Source organism: Paenarthrobacter nitroguajacolicus, assembly GCF_051027655.1.
Classification (GTDB): Bacteria; Actinomycetota; Actinomycetes; order Actinomycetales; family Micrococcaceae; genus Arthrobacter; species Arthrobacter nitroguajacolicus.
In genome coordinates this window covers 1,476,068-1,499,399 of the sequence record NZ_CP073234.1, presented here as the reverse complement: position 1 = coordinate 1,499,399, position 23,332 = coordinate 1,476,068, and the positions used below count along the sequence as shown (strand labels likewise).

The window sequence follows — 23,332 nt, the reverse complement described above, 5'->3', positions numbered from 1 at the left end:
CCCATCAATATGGGCGGAACCCTCACAATCGCGCTAGGCTCCTCAAGGACAGAAGGAGTCAACAACTTGTCAGCTAACCCGGCGCAGCCCATTTCCAGCCCTCTCACCAAGGTCTTGATTGCCAACCGCGGCGAAATCGCGGTCCGCATCATCCGAGCCGCCCGGGACGAAGGCATCGCCTCCGTAGCCGTTTACGCCGACCCCGACCGTGACGCCCTCCATGTCCGCCTCGCCGACGAAGCCTACGCTTTGGGCGGCAACACCGCAGCCGAGTCGTACCTGGTGATGGACAAGATCATCGACGTCGCCAAGCAGTCAGGTGCCGACGGTATCCACCCCGGCTATGGCTTCCTCGCCGAGAACGCCGAGTTTGCGGCCAAGGTCATCGACGCCGGCATCACGTGGATCGGCCCCTCTCCCGAGGCCATCTCGGCCCTGGGCGATAAGGTCCAGGCCCGCCACATCGCCGAAAAAGTAGGCGCACCCCTCGTCCCCGGCACGGCCGACCCTGTGGAGTCCGCCGACGAAATCCTGAAGTTCGCCGAGGAATTCGGCCTTCCCATCGCGATTAAGGCTGCCTTCGGCGGCGGTGGACGCGGCATCAAGGTCGCCCGCACCATGGACGAGATTCCCGAGCTCTACGAATCAGCCGTCCGTGAAGCAGTGGCCGCTTTCGGTCGCGGCGAATGCTTCATTGAGCGTTTCCTCGATGCTCCGCGGCACGTCGAAACCCAGTGCCTGGCCGATGCTTTCGGCAACGTTGTGGTGGTTTCCACCCGCGACTGCTCCCTGCAGCGCCGCAACCAGAAGCTCGTTGAGGAAGCCCCGGCTCCGTACCTCAGCGAAGAGCAGAACAAGCGCCTGTACGAGTCCTCCAAAGCAATCCTGAAGGAAGCCAACTACCTCGGCGCCGGCACCTGCGAGTTCCTGGTGGGCCAGGACGGCACCATTTCCTTCCTCGAGGTGAACACCCGCCTCCAAGTGGAGCACTGCGTGTCCGAGGAAGTCACGGGAATCGACCTCGTCCGTGAGCAGTTCCGCATCGCCCGTGGTGAAGCCTTGGGCTACGACGACCCCGAAGTCCGTGGCCACTCCTTCGAGTTCCGCATCACCGGCGAGGACCCGGGCCGCAACTTCATGCCCGCCCCCGGCACCATCACCACACTGAAGAACCCGACAGGCCCCGGCGTCCGGATCGATTCCGGCATTGAGCAGGGCGACGTCATCAGCGGCAACTTCGACTCCATGCTCTCCAAGCTGATCATCACGGGCGCCACCCGCGAGCAAGCCCTCCAGCGTTCACGCCGGGCGTTGGAGGAGATGGTGGTTGAGGGCATTCCCACTGTCATCCCCTTCGACCTCGCAGTAGTCACCGATCCCGACTTTGCTCCGGCGGAAGGACCCTTCAAGGTTCACACCCGCTGGATCGAGACCGAGTTCGTCAACAGCATCCCGGCATGGTCTGCCAACGGCGCGGGCGCTGAAACGTCCGACGCCGGTGAGCGCCAGCGCGTCGTCGTCGAGGTTGGTGGCAAGCGGCTTGAGGTCGTCCTGCCGTCCGGCCTGGGCGGCAGCATCGCCGCGGTTTCCGGCGGTTCGGGCACCAAGTCCGGCAAGTCCAAGAAGCGCTCCCGTTCAGCTGGTGCAACGGCTGCGGCTGCGGGCGGCGACGCACTGACGTCCCCCATGCAGGGCACCATCGTCAAGGTGGCAGCTTCTGAAGGCGACGTTGTGGCTGAGGGCGACCTGATCGTGGTTCTCGAAGCCATGAAGATGGAACAGCCACTGACCGCCCACAAGGCCGGTACTGTGCGCGGCCTCGCTGCCACCGCAGGCGAGACCGTCGCCGCAGGTGCAGTCATCGCCACCATCGAGGACTAACGCCAAGAACCTCTTAACGACGTCGGCCCCGCACCGTTTGGTGCGGGGCCGACGTCGTTTTTGGGCTACTTAGGCAACGTTGTTCTCGTAGTCCGTGTCCTTGGTTTCACGCGTGAGCCACAGCGCGACGAAGGTGACCACAGCGGCGGCTGCCATGTAGGCGCCCACCAGCCAGGTGCTGCCGTCGGCTACAGACCAGAGGGCAATGGCTACGAAGGAGGCCGGTGCCGCTCCGATCATGGAGGACAGGTTGTACGCCACTGCTGAACCCGTGTAACGGACGTTGGCCGGGAACAGCTCGGGAAGAATGGCCGCCATGGGGCCGAAGGTCAGGCCCATGAGGGTGAACCCCACAATGAGGCCAACCATGGCCGCTGCCTGGCCGGGGCCAAACATGGTGAACCAGAGCGCACCGAAGACGAAGATGCCGGCGGTGACGCCCAGTAGGAACTTGCGTCGGCCCCACTTCTCGGCGAGCGGCCCGGAGACCATCGTGAAGATACCGAAGAAGACGACGCCGATGATCAGCATCCAGAGGAAGTCGGACCTGGTGATTCCCAGGCCGGGGACGAATGCTGCGACCTGCTCCGGCGTCATGGGCGTACCGGCCTTCTCCGCTGCCGCCTGGGCGCCGGCCAGCGTGGGCTTGGTGCCGTAGGACAGCGTGAACGTAGTCATGATGTAGAAGAGCACGTAGGTGGCGAACATGATGAACGTACCGGCCACCACGGGGCGCCAGTGGCTCTTGAGGGTAGCCGCGAGGGGCAGCTTCTGCACCTTTTCCTGCTGAATCACCTTGGTGAAGGACACGCTCTCCACCAGCTTCAAACGGACGTAGAGGCCCACGATGACCAGGACCGCGCTGAGCAGGAACGGAACCCTCCAGCCCCAGGCGAGGAATTCTTCGGCACTTAGGGACACGTTCATCCAGATGAAGATGACGTTGGCGATGATGAAGCCGATGGGCGCGCCCAGCTGAGGGAACGTTCCGTAGATGGCCCGCTTGCCCTCGGGCGCGTTCTCCGTGGCGAGCAACGCTGCGCCGGACCATTCTCCACCCAGGGCCAGGCCTTGGAAGAAGCGCAGGATGACCAGCATGATCGGCGCCAGGATGGCCCATCCCGCCATGGAGGCCGTGGGCAGGAGGCCGATGAGGAACGTTGCAATACCCATGGTCAGCAGCGATGCAACCAGGGTGCCCTTTCGGCCGATCTTGTCACCAAAGTGGCCGAAGACCACGGCGCCGACGGGACGTGCGAAGAAGGCAACACCGAAGATGGCGAACGCACTGAGCAGCGCGTTGATGTCAGTGGCGTCCGGGAAGAAGAGCTTCGGGAAGACGAGTACCGACGCGGTGGCATAGGCGTAGAAGTCGTAGAACTCGATCGTCGTGCCGATCAGGCTCGCGAAGATCACCTTGCCCCGCGAGTTCACTGGCTTAGTGGACTCGCCTTCCTTGGATGGTGCAGTGGAAGACATGTATTTGCAGCTTTCTTTCACGCCGGCCGATTCTCCAGGAGGCCACCCGGCGAAGGATTATTCGAGAGTTCAATAATAGTTCCCGCTGTCCATTGAATGGACAACAAAGTCCAATATGCGGACGAACGGAAAAATCTCATCTTGTGGTCCGCGCCACATTACCTCACCATCGCCTCACGCGCCGGTGACCCCGCCGATAGGGAAATGTCACAGCACGTTTACAAACGGCGCCCGTCCACGAAATGCGCGAAACCTACCTTGGAATAACAACGTCCCCACCAAGGAGGCACTCCGTGACTGTTGACCGCTCCGCAGATGAACTGGCCCCCGTCCAGTCCACTGCCACCGCCGCCCCCGCCCTTGAACACCGCCCCGGCCGCTGGATTGCCAACTGGGATGCCGAGGACAAGGGCCAGTGGGAAGCCGAAGGCCGGTCCATCGCCAAACGCAATCTCTACTGGTCGATCTTCGCCGAATTCCTCGGATTCGTCGTCTGGCAGCTGTGGTCCATTGTGGTGGTCCAGCTCCCCGCAGCCGGCTTCCAGTTCGATACCAACCAGATCTTCTGGCTCATCTCCATCCCCAGCCTCGTAGGCGCCACGCTCCGCATCCCCTACACGTTCATGGTTCCCAAGTTCGGTGGCCGGAACTGGACCATCGTCTCGGCGCTGCTCCTGCTGATCCCCACCACAGGCCTCGCCATCTGTGTATCCAATCCGGAAACACCTTTTGGTGTCATGCTCCTTATGGCCGGCCTCGCCGGTTTCGGTGGCGGCAACTTTGCCAGCTCGATGGCCAACATCACCTTCTTCTACCCTGCCCGTGAAAAGGGTTGGGCACTGGGCCTGAACGCTGCCGGCGGTAACCTCGGTGCCGCCGTCGCACAGCTTGTTGTCCCTATCGCCATCACGCTGCTGGCTGCCGGGACCGTCAACCTGCCGATGGCAGGCATCATCTGGATCCCGCTGATCATCATCGCCGCCTTCGGCGCCTACAAATACATGAACAACCTCACCAGCGCCAAGGGTGATGTGGCTGGTTCCCTGGCTGCCCTCAAGGAACCGCACCTGTGGATCATGGCGTTCCTCTACATCGGTACGTTCGGCTCGTTCATCGGCTTCGCGGGCGTCTTCCCCAAGCTGATCAAGGACTACTTCCCGGACTTCTCCTCCATCCACGTCGGCGCGGTGGCACTCTCGCTGGCCTTCCTGGGCCCGCTGGTCGGTTCATTGGCCCGCCCCTACGGCGGACGCATGGCAGACCGCATGGGCGGTGCCCGGATGACCATCGCATCGTTCGCTTCCATGGCCGTCATCACGCTGACCATGATCTGGACGCTGCCCCTGAAGAACTTCTGGCTCTTCCTCACCTTGTTCCTGCTGCTCTTCCTGGCCAGCGGCTTCGGAAACGGTGCAACGTACCGCATGATCCCGGTCATCTTCGCAACATCCAGCCGGGCAGCCCGTGCGGGCGCCCCGAGCGCCACCACCGCACGACTCGCTTCTTCCTCACTGGGCCTGATCTCCGCGATCGGCGCCTACGGAGGGTTCGTGATTCCACAGGTGCTCAACGCTTCCAACACAGCCAGCGGCTCCTACACCCCGGCGTTCTACGGATTCGTTGGAGCCTATGTCCTCATGCTCACCGTCTGCTGGGTCTGCTACATCCGCCCCGCCCGGAAGCGCAACATGATCGGACACATCTAGATGCCCAACGGCGCCGATACCCACTGCCCGTACTGCGCGCTCCAGTGCGCCATGACGCTGACCCCGGCTGCACCTGCAGCCGGGGCAGTGCCCGCGCCGGAGGCAGCATCCGCCCCGCCCTTGGAAGTATCCGGGCGCGACTTCCCCACCAACCGGGGCGGGCTGTGCCGTAAAGGCTGGACATCTGCGTCGTTATTGCGTCACAACGGCCGCGTCACCGAACCGATGCTCAAAGGTTCCGACGGCGTGCATCAGCCCATCTCGTGGGACCAAGCACTCATGATCATCACCGCTGCCGTCAAGGACACCCAGCAGCAGTACGGGAATGACGCCGTGGGCGTATTCGGCGGCGGCGGCCTCACCAACGAGAAGGCGTATCTGTTGGGCAAGTTCGCCCGGCTGGCCTTGCGCACCTCACGGATCGACTACAACGGCCGCTTCTGCATGTCTTCAGCCGCAGCTGCGGGCAACCGGGCGTTCGGCGTGGACCGCGGCCTTCCCTTCCCTGTTACGGATTTGGACACCGCGTCCGTGATCCTCATGCTCGGTTCCAACGTTGCCGAGACCATGCCTCCGTTCGTCCAGCACCTGCAGGGCGCACGCGACGCCGGCGGGCTGATCGTGGTGGACCCCCGCCGCTCGGCTACTGCGGCGTTCACGTCCGACGGCGGCGGGCTCCACTTGCAACCGACGCCCGGCACAGATCTGGCTCTCCTTTTGGGCATTAGCCATGTGGTGGTCCACGAAGGACTGGCCAATGCTGAGTACATCGCGGCCAACACCAGCGGCTACGCCGCGGTGGTTCGCAGCTTGTCCGCGTTCTGGCCCGAGCGCGTGCAGTCCATCACCGGCGTCCCCGCCACCCTGATCCGCGAGACCGCCCGCCGCTTGGCGCAAGGGGCCCGCGCTGGCGGCAGCTATATCCTCAGCGGCCGCGGAGTGGAACAGCACGTGGACGGGACGGACACCGCCACCGCGGCGATCAACCTGAGCCTCCTCCTGGGCCTGCCCGGCTCGGCCCGCAGCGGCTACGGCACGCTCACCGGCCAAGGCAACGGTCAAGGCGGCCGCGAACACGGGCAGAAGGCCGACCAGCTTCCCGGCTACCGCAAGATCACCGATCCCGCCGCCCGCGCGCACATCGCCGGTGTGTGGGGCATCGACGAGTCGCTGATCCCCGGACCCGGCCTCCCCGCCGTCGAACTTCTCAAGTCCCTCGGAAAGCCCGACGGCGTCCGGTGCCTTTTCGTGCACGGCGCCAATGTGGTGGTGTCGGCACCCGATACCAACGCAGTGATCCAAGGCCTCCGCAGCCTGGACTTCCTGCTGGTTTGCGACTTCTTCATGTCCGAGACCGCAGCTGAAGCCGACCTGGTTCTGCCTGTGACCCAGTGGGCCGAGGAAGAAGGCACGCTGACCAACCTAGAGGGTCGCGTGATCCGGCGCCGCCGAGCGCTGACTCCTCCCCCGGGCGTTCGCAGCGAGTTGTGGCTCATGGCGCGGCTGGCGGAACTGCTTGACGCCCCTTCAACCTTCAGCGACGATCCCGAGACCGTTTTCGAAGAGCTTCGCCTGGCTTCGGCCGGTGGTTTGGCCGACTACTCGGGCATCGATTACGCGATGCTGGACCGTGGCGAAGCTGCCTACTGGCCCTACCCCGTGGGCAGCACCGGGACGCCGCGACTCTTCGCCGACGGGTTTGCCCATTCCGATGGCCGGGCCGTCATGGTTCCAGTGACGCCGTCCAAGCGGGCTGTTCGTTCGTTCGCGGATGATTCACTGGCGCTGGCAACCGGCAGGCTTCTGGAGCACTACCAATCCGGCGCGCAGACCCGACGCGTGAGCGAGCTCCTGGCGTCACAGCCGCAGGCCCGGCTCCTCATTCACCCGGGAACGGCGGCTTCACGCGGAATTGCAGACGGCGACTACGCCACCGTGACAAATGAGCGCGGTGAAGTGCTCTGCCGTGCCGAGCTCAGCAACTCGGTCCGCCCTGACACTGTCTTCCTGCCGTTCCACTTCCCCGGCCAGGAAAACGCCAACCGCCTCACCGAGGCGAGCACAGATCCCATTTCCGGCATGCCGGAGTTCAAGACCAGCCGGGTATGGGTCCGGAAGGCAGTCTCCACCCAGGAACGGGTTCCAGCTGGAACCCGGCTGCCACTGCACGTCAAGGAGGCATCATGAGCGAGCGCATTGTTGTTGTTGGATTCGGGCCCGTAGCTGCCCGTCTCGTGGACGAACTGCTCCCCGCCGTCCGCTCGGGACTGGTGCAGCTGCTGGTGGTGGGCCAGGAAACCGAGGCAGCGTACAACCGCGTGATGGTGGCCGAGCTTGGCGTCGGCCGCACCACAGCCGAGGCCTTGGCCATGGCTGATGCGTCCGAGCTGGAAGCAGACGGCGTGGAAGTGCGGTTGGGCGTCAAGGTCAAAAGGATCGACCGTGCCCGTCAAAACATAGTCCTGTCCGATGACAGCACTGAGCACTATGACCGACTGGTGTTCGCCACCGGGTCCCGTCCCGTCATTCCCAACCTCACAGGGCTCAACCCGGATCCTTCCAGGCCGGTGCTTCCGGCCGGCGTCACGGCATTGCGTGATCTACAGGATGCTGCGGTACTTCGGGCGGCGGTGGCCGACGGAAAGCGTGTGGTGGTGCTGGGTGGCGGTGTGCTTGGCCTGGAAACCGCCTTGGCTGCCTCGGAGGAAGGCGCCAAAGCAACTGTGGTTCACAATGGACCCTTCCCCCTCGGCAGGAGCATTGACCGCGGCAGTGGATCCGTCCTCATCAACAGTCTGCGCGCCGGCGGTGTCCGGATGGCAGGAAATGCACGTTCTACTGGTGTGGAGACGGCAGGACCTGGCGGCAGCTTCTCGGCTTTGCTGCTGGATGACGGCTCGGCGATCGACGGCGACCTGCTGGTTCTGTCCTGTGGTGTGCGCCCCCGCATCGAACTGGCGGAAGGCTGTGGCTTGCCTGTTGCGACGGGGATCCTCGTGGATCACCACCTCCGGACCTATCACGAGCCCCACATGTTCGCGATCGGCGACTGCGCTGAAGTGCGCTGCCCCGACGCTGCCTGCGTTGATTGCCGGACAGCCGCTGGGCCCTCCGGCCTGGTGGGTCCGGGCTGGCGGCAGGCTGAGTGGTTGGCCGAGTACCTCGTGGTCCTGGCCCGGGATGGCCAGGCCGCCGCAGATGCCTTGGAAGCCCTGCCCAAGGAGAAGCCCGGGGTGGTTGTCCTGAAGGCGCGCGGCATCAACCTGGCCGTGGCGGGCTACAACCAGGCCGATCCATGGGACGAGGAGTTGCTGGAAGCAGGTGCCGCGTCCGGGCGTGCCCGCCGGCAAATCTCCCAGTGGGCCGATCCCGAACACGGCCGCTACGTAAAGATGACCACCCGCGGCGGAGTGCTGGAAGGCTTGGTGGCCGTAGGTATGCCCAGGACTGCTGCCGAGCTGGTGGTTCTCTTCGAGCGTTCCTCGGAGCTGCCGGCGGACCGGTCCTTGCTGCTCCGCCTGGATGGACCTGACCAGCTGGATGCCGGCGCCACGAGCAACGATCCCCAAAGGACCGTGTGCCGCTGCGCCGGAGTGAGTGCGGCCAGCATCGAAGATTCCGTGGTGGAAGGCTGCAGCACCGTGGGCGAGGTATCCAAGGCCACCCGCGCCGGAACAGGCTGCGGAGGGTGCCATGAGGACATCAAGGGGATCATCGAAAAACACTTCCAAGCGGCTGCCGCCTGAAGCCGCTTAGTTCTCGCTCCGTCTCGGGGGTTCCCTGCGGATCGTGCCGTGCGCACGGCACGATCCGCAGCGGACCCTCGAAACGGGCACTTAGACTGCTCAAGTGAACGTATCCGAACAGGCACCCGGCGTCTTCTTCGTGGAGGGGCCGGCATCCAACTGGATTATTGTCCGGGACGATTCGGGATTCATGCTGATCGACGGCGGTTACCCCGCTGACCGCGGGCTTGTGCTGGAATCGATCCGGGGACTCGGCTTGGAGCCTGCTGAAGCGAAGGCCATGCTCATCACGCACGGGCACGTCGACCACACAGGGTCTGCCGCCTACTTCTCACGGACTTTTGACACACGCATCCTGTGTTCCCCGGAGGAACTCGCCCATGTTCAGGGCAAGGAGAAGCACCAGGTGACGATCGGCCAGGTTCTGGTGCGTGCATGGCGGCCCTCGGTGTTCCGCTGGATGCTCCATGTCATTAAGGCCAAAGCCCTCCAGGCGGAGCCAGCCACCCAAGCCGAGGCCTGGACAGCTGAGAAACTCCGGAGCTTGCCGGGGAAGCCGGAAGCGACCCTGCTTCCCGGGCACACTCCTGGCAACGTTGTTTTGCTGCTGCCAGGTGCCCACGCAATTGCCGTGGGTGACACCTTTGTCAGCGGCCATCCGATCAGCACGAAATCCGGCCCCCAGATGCTGCACAGGATGTACCACTGGGACGCGGAATCCGCACTCGAAGCAACCCGCCGGCTGGAAAGGGTCCAAGCCAGGGTGATCCTCCCAGGCCATGGCCCGGCGCTACACATGCCCTTGGCCGAGGCCGTCAACGCGCTGCGAAGGTAGGACGCAAAGAGCCCGATTCGGGGGTTCCCTGCGGATCGTGCCGTGCGCACGGCACGATCCGCAGCGGGCCATCGAAACGGGCGTCAAGGGTGAAGCTACATGTGCACGTGCAGGCGCCGCGCAGCCTCCGAGATGGAGCCGGTCAGCGACGGGTACACCGTGAAAGCACTGGCTAGGTCATCAACGTGAAGCTTCTGGGTCACCGCGACGGAGATCGGGAAAATGAGCTCCGAAGCGTTCGGGCCAACCACCACGCCACCGATCACGGTGCCGGATCCCTTGCGCGCGATGATCTTGACGAAGCCGTCCTTGGTGTTCCGCATCTTGGCGCGGGCATTGCTGAGCAGGGACAACATCACCACATCGCCCTGGTACTTGCCGGACGCGAGGTCGGCCTCTGAGACGCCCACGGAGGCGATTTCAGGGGACGTGAAGATGTTGGACGCCACCTGGTTGAGCTTCAGGGGCTTGACGCCGTCGCCCATGAAGTGGGCAATCGCAATGCGGCCCTGCATGGCAGCAACGGATGCGAGCGCGAAGACACCGGTGCAGTCGCCGGCGGCGTAAATGTTGGGGGCAGTGGTGCGGGAAACGCCGTCCACCTTGATGTGCCCGGACTCGGTCAGGGTGACGCCTGCTTCTTCAAGGCCGATGCCCGCGGTGTTGGGGATGGAGCCAACACACACCAGGCAGTGCGAACCCGTCACCACCGATCCGTCACCCAGGGTGACCTTCACGCCGTCGTCGGTTCGCTCCACTGCGTTGGCGCGGGACTTCGACAGGACGCGTACGCCACGGCGTTCGAAGACGCCTTCCAGCAGCTTGGCGGCATCTGTGTCCTCGCCGGGCAGAACCTGGTCACGGCTGGAGATCAGGGTGACCTTGGAGCCCAAACCGTTGTAGGCGGATGCGAACTCGGCGCCAGTGACGCCCGAACCCACAACGATGAGTTCTTCGGGAAGCTCGTCCAGGTTGTAGATCTGGGCCCAGTTGAGGATGCGTTCGCCATCGGGCTTGGCCGTGGGAAGTTCACGCGGGTGAGCACCAACAGCCAGCAGGATCGCGTCGGCGTCAATGGTGCGTGTTCCTTCGAGGGTGAGGACCTCGATGGTGTTGTTGTCCAGCAGTTTGCCGGAGCCGATGACGATCTCCACGCCCAGGCGCTCGAGGCCTGCACGGATGTCGTCAGACTGGCCGTGAGCCAAGGTCAGGACGCGATCGTTGATGTGTTTGAGGTCGGCACGCGGCTTGGAGGCCGTGCCGTCGCCGTCGAACTTCACTCCGAGTTCGTCCGCCTCACCGACGCGCGTCATGAGGTCGGCGGTGGCAATAAGGGTTTTGGAAGGCACGACGTCGGTCAGCACCGCGGAACCGCCGAGGCCTGCCCGTTCGACGATGGTGACGTGCGCGCCGAGCGAGGCGGCCACCATGGCAGCTTCATATCCGCCGGGACCACCTCCAAGGATCGCGATACGGGGGGCACTGAAGTCAACTTGGGTGGTCACAATGCTCAATTCTCGCTCATTGCCACGCCGGTTGCCACCCAGCCCAACCTCACTCCGCTCGGATCCCTACCAAAGTCCTGTAGCCGCAGGGTAGCTTGTACCAGTGAGTAACACTGAGCTGATGAACACTGACCCCTTTGAGGCCGCGAAGGCCGCCGCGGACTTCATCGCCGCGGAGACCGGCGTCGAGTCCCATGACGTAGCCCTGGTGCTCGGATCCGGATGGGCGGAGGCCGCCGACCTGATCGGCGAAACCACCGCCACCCTGAACGCGTCCGAGGTTCCCGGTTTCCACAAACCAGCGGTGGTGGGCCATGTTGGCACCATCCGGTCCGTCCTTACCAAGGAGGGCAAACGAGCCCTGGTCCTGGGTGCCCGGACGCATTACTACGAAGGCCGCGGCGTGCGGTCCGTAGTCCACGGTGTACGCACGGCCGCAGCAGCCGGGTGCAAGACGCTGGTGCTCACCAACGGTTGTGGCGGGCTCAATGAAGATTGGACCCCCGGAACTCCGGTGCTGATAAGCGACCACATCAACCTCACCGCAACCTCACCGCTTGAGGGCGCAACGTTCGTCGACCTTACGGACCTCTATTCCTCACGGATCCGCGACCTGGCTCGTGAAGTTGATTCCTCCCTGCAGGAAGGGGTGTACGCACAGTTCACGGGCCCTCACTACGAGACACCGGCAGAAGTCCAGTACGCCAAGCGAATCGGCGCAGACTTGGTGGGCATGTCCACCGCGCTGGAAGCAATCGCCGGCCGCCACGCAGGGATGGAAGTTTTTGGCATCTCCCTTGTCACCAACCTTGCAGCCGGCATCAGCCCTGTTCCCTTGAGCCACGCGGAAGTCCTTGAAGCCGGTCACGCAGCGGGTAAGCGGATCTCGAAGCTTCTTGCGGAGATCATCGCCAAGCTCTAGGGGCGAAAACGTCTGCAGATGCGGGGTCACCACCAAAGGTGGCCCCGCATCGCTATTTAAGGGTTTGCGCTAACAATCCCGGAGGAGAAGTAAACGCACAGTAAATTCTCAGGATAAATCTGATTTGTGGCGAAACATTTGATTGAGGGTGCCCGGATGTGTCACGCGCGCACGTTGCCAATGTAAGCGCTTGCGCAAGTACCGACGAGTAACCGGGAAAGCCCGTGAAATGCCCTTTGCCCTCAGACCTAACACGTGTCTAGCGTGGAGAGTGCCCCGGTAAGTCGACGTGCCGGAGCCGCCGCGGCGGATAGCTACAAAGCTCCCCCCGCACCTCGAAACGATGGCGTCCCTCGATGACGCCTACAGCGGATCGATGGACGCCTGAGTAGAGAACCCCCAACAGGGGGTCAGGGCATGCGCCCCACTCCACGAAGTCCAACACTCCGCGAGAAGAGCAAGCATGAACACGCACTCAACCCCTCCAAGGCAGCGCCGCCGGCTGCGACAGGCAGTAGCCCTCGCAGCTGCGGCCGGCGTGGCCGGCAGCATCCTGCTGGTGACGCCGGCTGCGCAAGCCAACCTGCCGGCCGACCCGCCGTCGAGCACCATGCCGGCGCCCACGCCCGGCTTCCCGCTGCCAACCACGCACACCCAGCAGGCGTACGACCCGGCAGCAGACTTCACGTCCAAGTGGACGCGAGCCGACGCCAAGCAGATCATGGCCCAGAGCAACCCCGGCGTTGCCCCGGGCGAGAACTCCATGAGCCCCAACGTCACCATGCCCGAAATCCCCAAGGACTTCCCGGCCATGAACGACGACGTCTGGGTTTGGGACACCTGGTCACTGACAGACGAAAACGCCAACCAGATCAGCTACAAGGGCTGGGATGTCATCTTCTCCCTGGTTGCTGACAGGCACGCGGGCTACGGCTTCGACCAGCGCCACTGGAACGCAAGGATCGGCTACTTCTTCCGCAAGACCAACGCTGATCCCGCCAAGGACAAATGGAACTACGGCGGACACCTGTTCCTGGACAACACGTCCATCGGCAACACGGAGTGGTCCGGCTCCACGCGCCTCATGCAGGGCAACAAGATCAACGTCTTCTACACGGCCACCACGTTCTACGACGTCGCCGAGCGGAATGCAGGCGGCGGCGGAATCGCTCCGGACGCTGCGATCGCCAAGGCATTGGGTAACATCCACGCCAACAAGGACGGCGTGACCTTCGACGGCTTCCAGCACACCAAACTGCTGGAGCCGGACGGAAAGATGTACCAGAACAAAGCCCAGAACCCCGGCTTCGCGTTCCGTGACCCGTACACCTTCGCGGATCCCGCCCACCCGGGCAAAACCTTCATGGTCTTCGAAGGCAACACCGGCGGCACCCGCGGCTCCTACAAGTGCAAGCAGGAAGACCTCGGCTACCAGCCGGGCGACCCCAACGCCGAGACTGTGGCACAGGTCAACAGCACCGGCGCCTGGTACCAGACTGCCAACGTTGGCCTCGCCGTGGCGGACAACAAGGACCTCACCAAGTGGAGCTTCCTGCCGCCGATCCTCTCGGCCAACTGCGTCAACGACCAGACCGAACGTCCGCAGATCTTCATCCAGAACGAGAACGGCAAGAACAAGTACTACCTGTTCACCATCAGCCACCAGTTCACGTACGCGGATGGAATGCGCGGCCCTGACGGCGTGTACGGCTTCGTCGGCAACGGTGTCCGCTCCGACTACCAGCCGGTCAACAACAGCGGCCTGGCCCTGGGCTCCCCCACGGACCTGAACATGCCGGCCAACGCGCCGGAGGGTCCGGACCCGCGGCAGAACGGCCGTCAGTTCCAGGCCTACTCGCACTACGTGCAGCCGGGCGGCCTGGTCCAGTCCTTCATCGACAACGTGGACGGCGTCCGCGGCGGTTCCCTGTCCCCTACCGTGAAGATGAACTTCAAGGACGGCGTGACGCAGGTTGACCGCAGCTTCGGCCAGAACGGCCTCGGCCCGTTCGGTTACCTTCCCACCAACGTTCGCGTTGGCGGCGAGGGCCTCTATAAGTAAGCAGTAACACCCCGGCCGACAGGCCACGGCAGGGGTGCCGGACCCACGAGGACCGGCACCCCTGCTACCCCCAACCCCAGGATCTTCCCCATGACATTTCCCAGCCCCCACCTGTCCCGCCGCCAAATGCTGGCCGCAAGTGCCGCCGTCGTGGTCGCCTTCTCCGCCGCATCCTGCACTCAAGCGGAAAGCCCGACGCCGGTTCCCACCCCGGCGGGTCCGGCACCTACCCCTTCAGATCCGTGGCGGCCCCTTGCGCACCTCACCGCTGAGAAGAACTGGCTCAACGATCCCAACGGCCTCGTCTACCACGACGGCACTTACCACGCCTTTTACCAGTACAACCCGCAGGGCAACTCGTGGGGCAACATGTCCTGGGGGCACTCCACCAGCAAGGATCTGGTGCATTGGGAGCAGCAGCCCGTGGCCATGGAGGCGAGCCCCGACGAGGAAATCTTCTCCGGCTGCATTGTGATGGATAAGAACAATGCCTCCGGTCTTGGCTCGGCGGAAACCCCACCCATGGTGGCCCTCTACACCAGCGCCTATGGCAAGAACGGCGCTCTGCCTCAAGGCTCCCAGGCACAATCCGTCGCGTTCAGCCTGGACAACGGGACCACGTGGCAGAAGTATCAGGGCAACCCGGTCCTGAATCTTGCACCCACCAACAACAACTTCCGCGACCCGAAAATCACCTGGTACGAACCCGGCCGATACTGGGTGATGGCCACCGTGGTTGCCGACGCCCAGGTAGTCAAGCTGTTCAAGTCCACAGACCTCCTCCGCTGGGAATACCTGAGTGATTTCTCCGGTGTCGGCGCCCAAGGAGGCCTGTGGGAGGTGCCGGAACTCCTCCACATGGACGTGGAGGACTCCACGGCAAAGAAGTGGGTCATGCTGCTGAGCATCAACCCCGGCGGCATTGCGGGCGGCTCGGGTATGCAGTACTTCGTGGGCGAATTCGATGGAAGGCGCTTTACGGCGGAAAACGCGGCAGCCCCCGGCGCCCCGCTCACCGAATCCCAATGGCTGGACCACGGCGCAGACTACTATGCCGCCAACTCCATCTCCGGCGCGCCCGGGGACAAGCCCGTTCTCCTGGGATGGATGGGCAACTGGGACTACGCCCAGGATGTGCCCACCACCCCGTGGCGCGGCTCCATGGCTATTCCCCGCGAACTGACTTTGGTTCGGGGGGCGAAACGGCTTGAGCTCCGGTCTGCCATAGCCGGCGCGGCGCGGGAAACGCTGGACCGCTCCGGTGAAGTGAAGAGCAAAAACCTCACCGTTGGCTCCTCGCCCCAGGACCTTGGCCAGGAGTTCCGGGGACGTACCCAGCTGATCGAACTGGACATGGACCTGAAGTCGGCGCGTGAAGCCGGTGTTCTCCTCCGCCACTCATCCTCCGCTTCCGAGACAGGATTGCGGATCTCCTATAACAAGGAAACAGGCAGTGTCAGGGTGGACCGGTCACAGGCCGGAACCAGCAACTTCTCCGGAAAGTTCAGCCCATTCCATGAAGTAGCCCTGCCGTCCCCAGGCAACAAGGTCCATCTCACGATCCTCCTCGATTCGTCCTCGGTGGAAGTCTTCGCGGCGGGTGGAACTGCGGTGATTTCGGATACGTTCTTCCCGGACTGGGACAACACAGGGTCCTCGGCGTTCAGCATGGAAGGCGACACGGACTTCACCGTCACCACACGCGGTCTTTAAAGGCCCGCCCTAGGGCGGGATCTCACCCTTTACAACCGCTCTTGAGGACGAGATTCAACTCCTCGTTGCCCGGGAAGCGCCCATTGAGGATAGTTTTGTCCCTATGACATCCAGCGATGCCGCATTCAAACAGCTGATCACCGACGCCCGCCAATGGGCCTCCCAAGACCCGGACCCGGCGACGTCGGCTGCTCTCGTCGAGCTGGCCGACCTCGCCAGCGGCGGTGACGCGGTAGCAGTCCAGGAACTGGGCGACAGCTTCAACGGCACGCTTCAGTTCGGCACGGCAGGTCTCCGCGCAGCGCTCGGCCCGGGCCCTAACCGGATGAACCGCGTCGTCGTCCGCCGGGCAGCGGCAGGCCTGGCTGCGTTCCTCACCGAAGCGGTAGCCGCAGCTGCGCCGGGAACCCGGCCGCGCGCCGTCGTCGGCTTCGATGCCCGGTATAACTCGGACATCTTCGCCCAGGAAACCGCTGCAATCTTTACGGCAGCGGGCATTGAAACCTTCCTGATGCCGGCAGCGCTTCCGACGCCGTTGCTTGCCTATGCGGTCAGGTCACTCGATTGCGACGGCGGTGTCATGGTCACAGCGAGCCACAACCCGCCGCAGGACAACGGTTACAAGGTCTACCTGGGACGCCATGCAGTATCTGAGAGCGGGCGCGGGTCTCAGATCGTGGCGCCGTACGACGCTGAGATCGCCGCGAAGATCGAGGGCGTGGGGGCGCTGGATTCCATTGAACTCGCAGAAAACGGCTGGACAGTGCTGCCCACGTCCGTAGCCGCAGAATATGAAGCTGCGATGGCGGGACTGGTGGATAGGGAACACTTCCCGGCACGGGACCTCAAGATCGTCCTGACGCCCATGCACGGTGTCGGCGGTGAAACGGCCGTCTCCGTCCTGAACGCCGCCGGCTTCGCCGATGTCACGCTCGTGGCCGAACAGGCCGAACCGGATCCGGACTTCCCCACCGTCGCTTTCCCTAATCCGGAAGAGCCCGGGGCGCTGGACCTGGCCCTTGCCGCTGCTGCGGACTCGGATGCGGACATCGTTTTGGCCAACGACCCCGACGCCGATCGGGCCGCGGTTGCCGCGTTGGATCCCGCCACGGGAAGCTGGCGGATGCTCCGCGGTGACGAAGTGGGGGCGCTGCTTGGTGCGCACGTAGTAGCGCGAATGGCTGCCGGTGCCGGGGACGAGCCGCAGACCGGAGTGTTCGCCAACTCGATCGTGTCCTCCCGGCTGCTCTCACGCATCGCTGCCGCAGCGGGTTACGCCCACGAGGAAACACTCACCGGCTTCAAATGGATTTCACGGGTTCCCGGCCTCACCTACGGGTACGAGGAAGCACTGGGATACTGTGTGGCGCCTGACCTGGTGCGCGACAAGGACGGCATTTCGGCGGCTGTGCTGATCGCCGAACTCGCCGCAACTGCCAAGGCCGAAGGCAAGACGATCTTCGACACCCTCGATGACCTGTATCTGGTGCACGGACTGCATGCGAGCGACCAACTCAGTATCCGGGTGGCCGATTTGGGACTGCTCGATGCCATGATGAACCGCCTGCGGGTCAACCCGCCGGAAGCGTTCGGAGGCTCCGCCGTCGAGGTTTCAACCGATCTCGCGGAAGGAAGCGAAGCCCTGCCTCCCACGGACGGCCTGCTGTACCTGACCCGGGACCAAAGTCGTGTCATCATCCGTCCCAGTGGCACCGAGCCCAAGCTCAAGTGCTACCTGGAAGTCATCCAGGCCGTGGAAACCGCGGCGGAACTTCCCGCAGCACGCCAGGCAGCCCGGACGTCCCTGGATGATGTTCTCAGGGACGTCCGCGAAGCCTTGGGCTTATAGGACTCCTAGAGTTCAACCTCGATGAAGCCGTCCACCAAACGGGTGGCGAACGCGTCGAGCTTGAGTTCCGGGTTGGTGAAGCATTCACCGGTTTCAAGGTCGTAGACCTCTTTGTGCAGCGGCGACGCGATGGTCGGCCGGCTTCCGCGGGATCCAATGATCCCGCGGGCCATAACGTTGGCGAGCGTCGCCGGGTCCTGCTGTGCCACAGCGAAGACCTCGGTGGGCGCTGTGCGGAACAGCGCAACCTGACGGCCGGCGATCAACGCAGCCTCGCCCCAAGCCAGTTCGAGTTCGTCCACCGGGCAAACACGGTGCCATGTGGCGGTTGTGGTCAGGTCCTCGGCACGGTCCAGAATTACGGTCATTTCAGCCCCTCTCACTGTGTCCGGGTGTTGGCTTTTCCACCGTCACTCCCCCGGACCGGGCCACACTTGCGGCCACTACTCCAAGCTAGGACCCGGGTGTTTCATCGGTTGTCCGCGTTTGTGTCGAACGCGTAAAAGAGACCTCACACCTCACGAAATGCGTTCGTGATGCAGAAGTTAAGATCACGAAACAAAAGGGAAACTGAAGCGAAACTGCCCGTCCCTAGGCTGGAACCACAAGTTGCGGAGATCCGTCTGCAACATCTGCGAAAGGCCCACCAGTGACCGGACACACTTCAAGTACAGAGAACCCGCGCCGCATCGTCGTCGTCGGCGGCGGCCCCGCTGCCCACCGTTTCGCCGACGCCATGTTCAATCGCGGACTTGAAGGTTGGCAGGTTACGGTGCTGACCGAAGAGGCACACCTCCCCTACGACCGCGTTGCGCTGAGCAAGGCCCTCACGGAAACCGGCGTGGACCTCACCTTGGGCGATGCATCCATGTGGGACCACGAAGCCCTGACTTTGGTCACCGGCGAGCGCGCCGTAAAGATCGACGCCGTTGCCAAGAGCGTCCTCACCGCCGCCGGCAACAAGTACGAATACGACCATCTGGTAGTGGCTTCGGGTTCCGACGCGGCACGGCTCCCCATCCCCGGTTCCGAGCACACCCACGTTTACCGCACCCTCGAGGACGTCTGGGCCATTAACAAGGCCATCGCCGAGCTGCGCCAGAAGCTCGGCCGCAAAGTCAACGCGGTCACCATCGGTGGTGGCTTGCTTGGACTTGAGTCCGCTGCCGGCACCGAACAGCTGGGCGCCACACCGATCGTCATCAACGGCGCACCGTGGCTGATGAACACCCAGCTGGATGAGGGTGCCGGCCAGGCCCTCGGCCGCCTGATTGAGGCCAAGGGCTTCGAAGTCCACGGTGGCGTCTTCCCCTCCGAGGTAGTCACGGACGACGACGGCAAGGTCACCGGTGTCCTGATGGCTGACGGCCGGACCATCGACGCAGACCTTGTAATCGTGGCTATCGGCGTGAAGCCCCGGGACGACCTCTTCCGCGCGGCAGAAGGCGAAGAGCAGCTGTTTAGCCTGGGCCAGCGCGGCGGCGTTGTCATCAATGATTTCTGCGCCACGGAAGTCGAGGGCATCTGGGCCATAGGCGAGGTGGCCAACTTCGAGGGCATGTGCCTGGGCCTCGTGGCTCCTGCCAACACCATGGCCGAGATCGTTGCTGACCGCCTGCACGGTGGAGAAGCAACATTCCCGGGCTTTGACACTGCCACCAAGCTCAAGTTGTCCGGCGTTGACGTTGCCAGCTTCGGCGACGCGTTTGCCCGCACCGAGCACTCCCTGGAGATCGTCTACGCCGACCCCGCGCGTGGCGTTTACCAGAAAATTGTCACCACAGATGATGCCAAGACCCTCCTGGGTGGCATCTTCGTGGGCGATGCTTCCCCGTACATGAGCCTCCGCCCGCTTCTGGGCCGCGAACTGTCCGCCGAACCGGGTGCCTACCTGAGCGCTGCCGGAGGAGGCGAGGCCCCTGAAACCGAACTTCCGGACGACGCCATCCTGTGCTCCTGCAACAACGTGGCCGCCGGAACTATCCGTGACACCATCAACGGCTGCGGTGCCTGCGAGGGCAATTCCCCGGTGCAGGAGCTCGGCGAGCTGAAGGGCTGCACCAGGGCCGGCACCCAGTGTGGTTCGTGCGTTCCCATGCTCAAGAAGCTCCTGGAAGGCGAACTGAAGAAGTCCGGCATTGAAGTCTCAAAGGCACTGTGTGAGCACATCAGCCTTTCCCGGCAGGAACTCTTCGATGCCATCCGCGTCCTTGAGCTCACGTCCTTCGAAGACATCATGGCCAAGTACGGCACCGGAGCGGGCTGCGATATCTGCAAGCCGACCATTGCCTCCATCCTGGCCAGCCAGCACTCCGCCTATGTTCTGGATGCCGGACGTGGTGCGCTGCAGGACACCAACGACCGCGCCTTGGCGAACATGCAGAAGGACGGCACCTATTCGGTGGTCCCCCGCATCGCGGGTGGCGAGATCACGCCGAAGGGTCTCGGCGTCATCGCGGCCGTAGCTGAGAAGTACAACCTGTACACGAAGATCACGGGTGGACAGCGCATCGATATGTTCGGTGCCCGCCTGGAGCAGCTGCCGGACATCTGGAAGGAACTGGTGGACGCCGGCTTCGAATCCGGACAGGCCTACGGCAAGAGCCTTCGTACCGTGAAGTCCTGCGTTGGTTCTACATGGTGCCGCTTCGGTGTGCAGGACTCGGTGGCCATGGCCATCGCCTTGGAGCTGCGCTACCGCGGCCTCCGCAGCCCCCACAAGCTGAAAATGGGTGTCTCCGGTTGCGCCCGTGAATGTGCCGAAGCCCGTGGCAAGGATGTTGGCGTGATCGCCACGGCCGACGGTTGGAACCTGTACGTAGGCGGTAACGGTGGCGCCACCCCGGCGCACGCCCAGCTGCTGGCCAAGGACCTGGACGACGAAACCCTCCTGAAGTACATCGACCGTTACCTCATGTACTACATCCGCACCGCTGACCGCCTCCAGCGCACCGCGCGCTGGCAGGAAGAGCTCGACGGCGGAATCAAGCACGTCGAGGAAGTAGTGGTCAACGACTCCTTGGGCATTGCCGACGAGCTTGAAGCCGCCATGGCCAAGCACATCGACACCTATGAGGACGAGTGGGCCGAGACCCTGAAGGACCCGGAGCGCCTCCGCCGTTTCCGTTCGTTCGTCAACGCTCCCAACCAGAAGGACGAATCCATTTCCTTCGTTCCGGAGCGCGGCCAGATCCGTCCGGCCACCAACGAGGAAAAGGGCGGCGTGCTCATCGCTTCCACTATCCCGGTCCGCAGCGAAACCGTCGGCGTAGAAAACTAGGGGTTCACCATGCAGCTCACCATTGATCTCACCGGCCGCGACGTCCTTGTCACGGGATCTGAAAAGTCTGCCCGCCAGGCGGTCCGCCGATACCAGAGCGCCGGTGCCAACGTGTACCGGCTGAGCGCCCCGGAAGGTGTGCCGGGCGACGGCCAACTTCCCGAGCGCCCGTTCCTGGTGGCGGTAGTGGACGACGGCGGGTCCGGCTGGCTGCCGCTGGTGGAACGCTGCCGCGACGCCGGGATTCCCGTAGCCTTCGAGCCTGCACCCGGTGCCGAAGGCCACGTGACCCTGGTGGGTGGAGGCCCGGGAGCCCTGGATCTGCTCACGGTGGGTGCTGTGGACGCCCTGCGCGATGCCGATGTGGTGTTTTACGATCGGCTTGCGCCCTATCAGGAACTGGCTGATCTGACCTCTGCGGAGCTCGTGGACGTTGGAAAGCAGCCCGGGCTTCACAAGGTGACTCAGAGGGACATCGAGAAGCTGATGGTGGAGGCTGCTCTGCTGGGCAAGAATGTGGTCAGGCTCAAGGGCGGCGATCCGTACGTGTTTGGCCGCGGCGGCGAAGAAGTGGCTGCGTGTGTTGCTGCCGGCGTCCCGGTGAGGGTCATCTCCGGTGTCACCAGTGCCATTTCCGTTCCCGCTGCAGCCGGAATCCCGGTGACGCACCGCGAGGTCAGCCACATGTTCACCGTGGTATCCGGCCATGCCCCGTTGACGGAGAAGGAACACACCCACCTTGCCGGACTTGGCGGGACTATCGTGGTCCTCATGGGCATCGGCACCCTGCCCCAGCTGGCGGCCGGGCTCCGCCGAGCGGGGATGAATTCGGACATGCCAATGGCCGTGGTGGAACGTGGGTACCGCCCGGGTCAACGCACCACCATCGCTGACCTCGGTACCATCGAAACGGCAGCCACCGGCTGCAGCAACCCGGCCGTGTTGGTCATTGGCGAGGTGGTTCGGGTTGCTGAAGCCAACCGGAATCATGCCGAAGCATCCGCTGAACTGAGCCGACTCGCGGCTTCGCTCCTTGAAGCCTGAAGGTAAGAACACATGACTGTTGCACGTGCCATCGAAGTCCAGGACGCTACTGCCGCGCCGGAAGTTGCCGATGCCGTAGAAGCGCCGTTGGACGGATTCCGCATTGGCGTCACCTCGCACCGCCGCTCCCGCGACCTCATTGAGGCTCTGGAGCGCCGCGGTGCGAGCGTGTTGCACGCGCCCGCCCTGAAGATCGCCCCGGTGCAGGAGGACATGGTCCTCATCGAGGACACCCGCACCATCATCGAGGCCAAGCCGGACATCTGCATCGCCACCACCGCCTACGGCATGCGCCGCTGGTGTGAGGCCGCTGATTCCTTTGGCATCGGCGAGCAACTGCTGGACACGCTGTCCGCCTGCCGCATGTTCGTCCGTGGCCCCAAAGCCCGCGGTGCCGTTCGGGCGGCCGGCCTTGCCGACGTCGGAATCAGCAGTGACGAAACCACCGCCACACTGGTGGACATGCTCCTGGCCGAAGGCGTGCGCGGCAAGACCGTGGCCGTCCAGTTGCACGGCTACACGGACGTCCGCCAGCTGGAACGGCTGCGTATGTCCGGAGCTACTGTCTTGACGGTGACTCCGTACCGCTGGGTGAAGCCCGACGGCGAAGACAAACTGCCGCGCCTGATCGAAGCCGTGGTCAGCGGAAACCTCGATGTCCTGACGTTCACCAGTGCCCCGGCAGTGGACGCCATGTGGAGCACCGCACACGAAATGGGCCTGTACCGCCAGCTCATCGAAGCTCTCAAGGGCCCGGTGACTGTTGCGGCCGTCGGTCCGGTCACCGCTCAACCGCTGGTCGACGCCGGCCTCACCCCGTTGATCCCTGATCGTTACCGCATGGGTGCGCTCATCAGGCTGGTCACCGAACATCTTTCGCTGAACCACGTGCGGCGCTTGGAAACCAAGAGCGCCACCATCGAGCTCCGTGGACGCTGCCTGCGGATCAACGGTGAGGTGGTGGACCTTGCGCCGGCTCCCCTCCTGCTGCTGCGGGCGCTGCTCGGCGCGGGTGGGGCTGTCCTGTCCAGGGAAGCTCTCTCCGACCTGCTGGACCTGCGCGGTTCCGTACACGCTTTGGACATGACGGTCAGCAGGCTCAGGTCTTCCCTTCCTGATGGCAAACTTGTGGAAACCGTAGTGAAGCGCGGCTACCGGCTGCGGGCTTAGGTGTGAATGTTGGCGATAAACGGCGGTCTTTTGCGGAGCTAAATGTCGCCCTGCTGGTCCCCAAGCACTCCTGACCGCCTGTAGAACGTCGCTCGGGACACCTCGGGATCAGGCGGAGTCGAACTTTTCTCCGTCGAACT

At 63.9% G+C, this 23,332-nt stretch carries 15 protein-coding genes; 12 read left to right on the top strand and 3 right to left on the bottom strand.

What is annotated here, in order from left to right; genetic code table 11:
* The first annotated feature begins 9 nt into the window (after positions 1-9).
* A complete protein-coding gene (locus KCX59_RS07365) occupies positions 10-1,881 on the top strand; it encodes an acetyl/propionyl/methylcrotonyl-CoA carboxylase subunit alpha (protein ID WP_091466233.1) in 1,872 nt (623 codons plus the stop codon).
* Positions 1,882-1,950: 69 nt separating this feature from the next.
* Here KCX59_RS07365 and KCX59_RS07360 read toward each other — a convergent pair whose 3' ends face one another.
* A complete protein-coding gene (locus tag KCX59_RS07360; RefSeq protein WP_091466231.1) occupies positions 1,951-3,360 on the bottom strand; it encodes an MFS transporter in 1,410 nt (469 codons plus the stop codon).
* Positions 3,361-3,653: 293 nt separating this feature from the next.
* On the opposite strand from KCX59_RS07360, the gene KCX59_RS07355 reads away from it, so the two are divergent.
* The 4 genes from KCX59_RS07355 (at position 3,654) to KCX59_RS07340 (ending at position 9,647) form a co-directional block, all read left to right on the top strand.
* Complete coding sequence (locus tag KCX59_RS07355) at positions 3,654-5,066, top strand: MFS transporter (protein WP_179019135.1); 1,413 nt, start codon at positions 3,654-3,656, stop codon at positions 5,064-5,066.
* The gene (locus tag KCX59_RS07350) at positions 5,067-7,253 is read left to right on the top strand and encodes a molybdopterin oxidoreductase family protein (RefSeq protein ID WP_179019137.1); all 2,187 of its coding nucleotides are present in this window, start codon (positions 5,067-5,069) and stop codon (positions 7,251-7,253) included. It abuts the gene before it with no gap.
* On the top strand, positions 7,250-8,812 hold the full coding sequence (locus KCX59_RS07345; protein WP_179019139.1) for an FAD-dependent oxidoreductase: 1,563 nt from the start codon (positions 7,250-7,252) through the stop codon (positions 8,810-8,812). Before KCX59_RS07350 ends, KCX59_RS07345 begins: the two co-directional genes overlap by 4 nt.
* Before the next feature lie 103 nt (positions 8,813-8,915).
* Complete coding sequence (locus KCX59_RS07340; RefSeq protein WP_178997985.1) at positions 8,916-9,647, top strand: MBL fold metallo-hydrolase; 732 nt, start codon at positions 8,916-8,918, stop codon at positions 9,645-9,647.
* A gap of 95 nt (positions 9,648-9,742) precedes the next feature.
* On the opposite strand, the gene KCX59_RS07335 is transcribed toward KCX59_RS07340, so the two are convergent.
* Complete coding sequence (locus KCX59_RS07335; protein WP_179019141.1) at positions 9,743-11,152, bottom strand: NAD(P)H-quinone dehydrogenase; 1,410 nt, start codon at positions 11,150-11,152, stop codon at positions 9,743-9,745.
* A 121-nt stretch (positions 11,153-11,273) separates the two neighbouring features.
* Between KCX59_RS07335 and KCX59_RS07330 the strand changes: the two genes are divergently transcribed.
* From KCX59_RS07330 to KCX59_RS07315, 4 genes are all read left to right on the top strand, one after another.
* Positions 11,274-12,074 (top strand): purine-nucleoside phosphorylase, encoded by an 801-nt coding sequence (locus KCX59_RS07330; RefSeq protein ID WP_179019401.1) that lies wholly within the window; start codon positions 11,274-11,276, stop codon positions 12,072-12,074.
* Between the two features lie 463 nt (positions 12,075-12,537).
* Positions 12,538-14,136 (top strand): glycoside hydrolase family 68 protein, encoded by a 1,599-nt coding sequence (locus KCX59_RS07325; protein WP_179019142.1) that lies wholly within the window; start codon positions 12,538-12,540, stop codon positions 14,134-14,136.
* A gap of 90 nt (positions 14,137-14,226) precedes the next feature.
* A complete protein-coding gene (locus KCX59_RS07320; protein WP_179019144.1) occupies positions 14,227-15,849 on the top strand; it encodes a glycoside hydrolase family 32 protein in 1,623 nt (540 codons plus the stop codon).
* Between the two features lie 103 nt (positions 15,850-15,952).
* Positions 15,953-17,698 (top strand): phospho-sugar mutase, encoded by a 1,746-nt coding sequence (locus KCX59_RS07315; RefSeq protein WP_179019146.1) that lies wholly within the window; start codon positions 15,953-15,955, stop codon positions 17,696-17,698.
* A 5-nt stretch (positions 17,699-17,703) separates the two neighbouring features.
* Here KCX59_RS07315 and nirD read toward each other — a convergent pair whose 3' ends face one another.
* Positions 17,704-18,066 carry a nitrite reductase small subunit NirD gene (gene nirD / locus KCX59_RS07310; protein WP_017199318.1) on the bottom strand — a complete coding sequence of 121 codons (363 nt, stop codon included), beginning with the start codon at positions 18,064-18,066 and terminating at the stop codon, positions 17,704-17,706.
* Between the two features lie 281 nt (positions 18,067-18,347).
* On the opposite strand from nirD, the gene nirB reads away from it, so the two are divergent.
* The 3 genes from nirB to KCX59_RS07295 are packed head-to-tail and all read left to right on the top strand — an operon-like array spanning position 18,348 to position 23,192.
* Entirely contained in the window at positions 18,348-20,978 is a 2,631-nt protein-coding gene (nirB, locus tag KCX59_RS07305) for a nitrite reductase large subunit NirB (protein WP_179019148.1), read from the top strand.
* A 9-nt stretch (positions 20,979-20,987) separates the two neighbouring features.
* Positions 20,988-22,022, top strand: a complete 1,035-nt coding sequence (gene cobA / locus KCX59_RS07300; protein ID WP_091466215.1) for a uroporphyrinogen-III C-methyltransferase — start codon at positions 20,988-20,990, stop codon at positions 22,020-22,022.
* Between the two features lie 12 nt (positions 22,023-22,034).
* A complete protein-coding gene (locus KCX59_RS07295; RefSeq protein WP_179019150.1) occupies positions 22,035-23,192 on the top strand; it encodes a uroporphyrinogen-III synthase in 1,158 nt (385 codons plus the stop codon).
* Positions 23,193-23,332: the final 140 nt, after the last annotated feature.

Coding starts and splice junctions, on each gene's coding strand:
- KCX59_RS07365 (WP_091466233.1), top strand. CDS start 10: ATGGGCGGAACCCTCACAATCGCGCTAGGCTCCTCAAGGACAGAAGGA.
- KCX59_RS07360 (WP_091466231.1), bottom strand. CDS start 3,360: ATGTCTTCCACTGCACCATCCAAGGAAGGCGAGTCCACTAAGCCAGTG.
- KCX59_RS07350 (WP_179019137.1), top strand. CDS start 5,067: ATGCCCAACGGCGCCGATACCCACTGCCCGTACTGCGCGCTCCAGTGC.
- KCX59_RS07345 (WP_179019139.1), top strand. CDS start 7,250: ATGAGCGAGCGCATTGTTGTTGTTGGATTCGGGCCCGTAGCTGCCCGT.
- KCX59_RS07330 (WP_179019401.1), top strand. CDS start 11,274: ATGAACACTGACCCCTTTGAGGCCGCGAAGGCCGCCGCGGACTTCATC.
- KCX59_RS07325 (WP_179019142.1), top strand. CDS start 12,538: ATGAACACGCACTCAACCCCTCCAAGGCAGCGCCGCCGGCTGCGACAG.
- KCX59_RS07320 (WP_179019144.1), top strand. CDS start 14,227: ATGACATTTCCCAGCCCCCACCTGTCCCGCCGCCAAATGCTGGCCGCA.
- KCX59_RS07315 (WP_179019146.1), top strand. CDS start 15,953: ATGACATCCAGCGATGCCGCATTCAAACAGCTGATCACCGACGCCCGC.
- nirD (WP_017199318.1), bottom strand. CDS start 18,066: ATGACCGTAATTCTGGACCGTGCCGAGGACCTGACCACAACCGCCACA.
- cobA (WP_091466215.1), top strand. CDS start 20,988: ATGCAGCTCACCATTGATCTCACCGGCCGCGACGTCCTTGTCACGGGA.
- KCX59_RS07295 (WP_179019150.1), top strand. CDS start 22,035: ATGACTGTTGCACGTGCCATCGAAGTCCAGGACGCTACTGCCGCGCCG.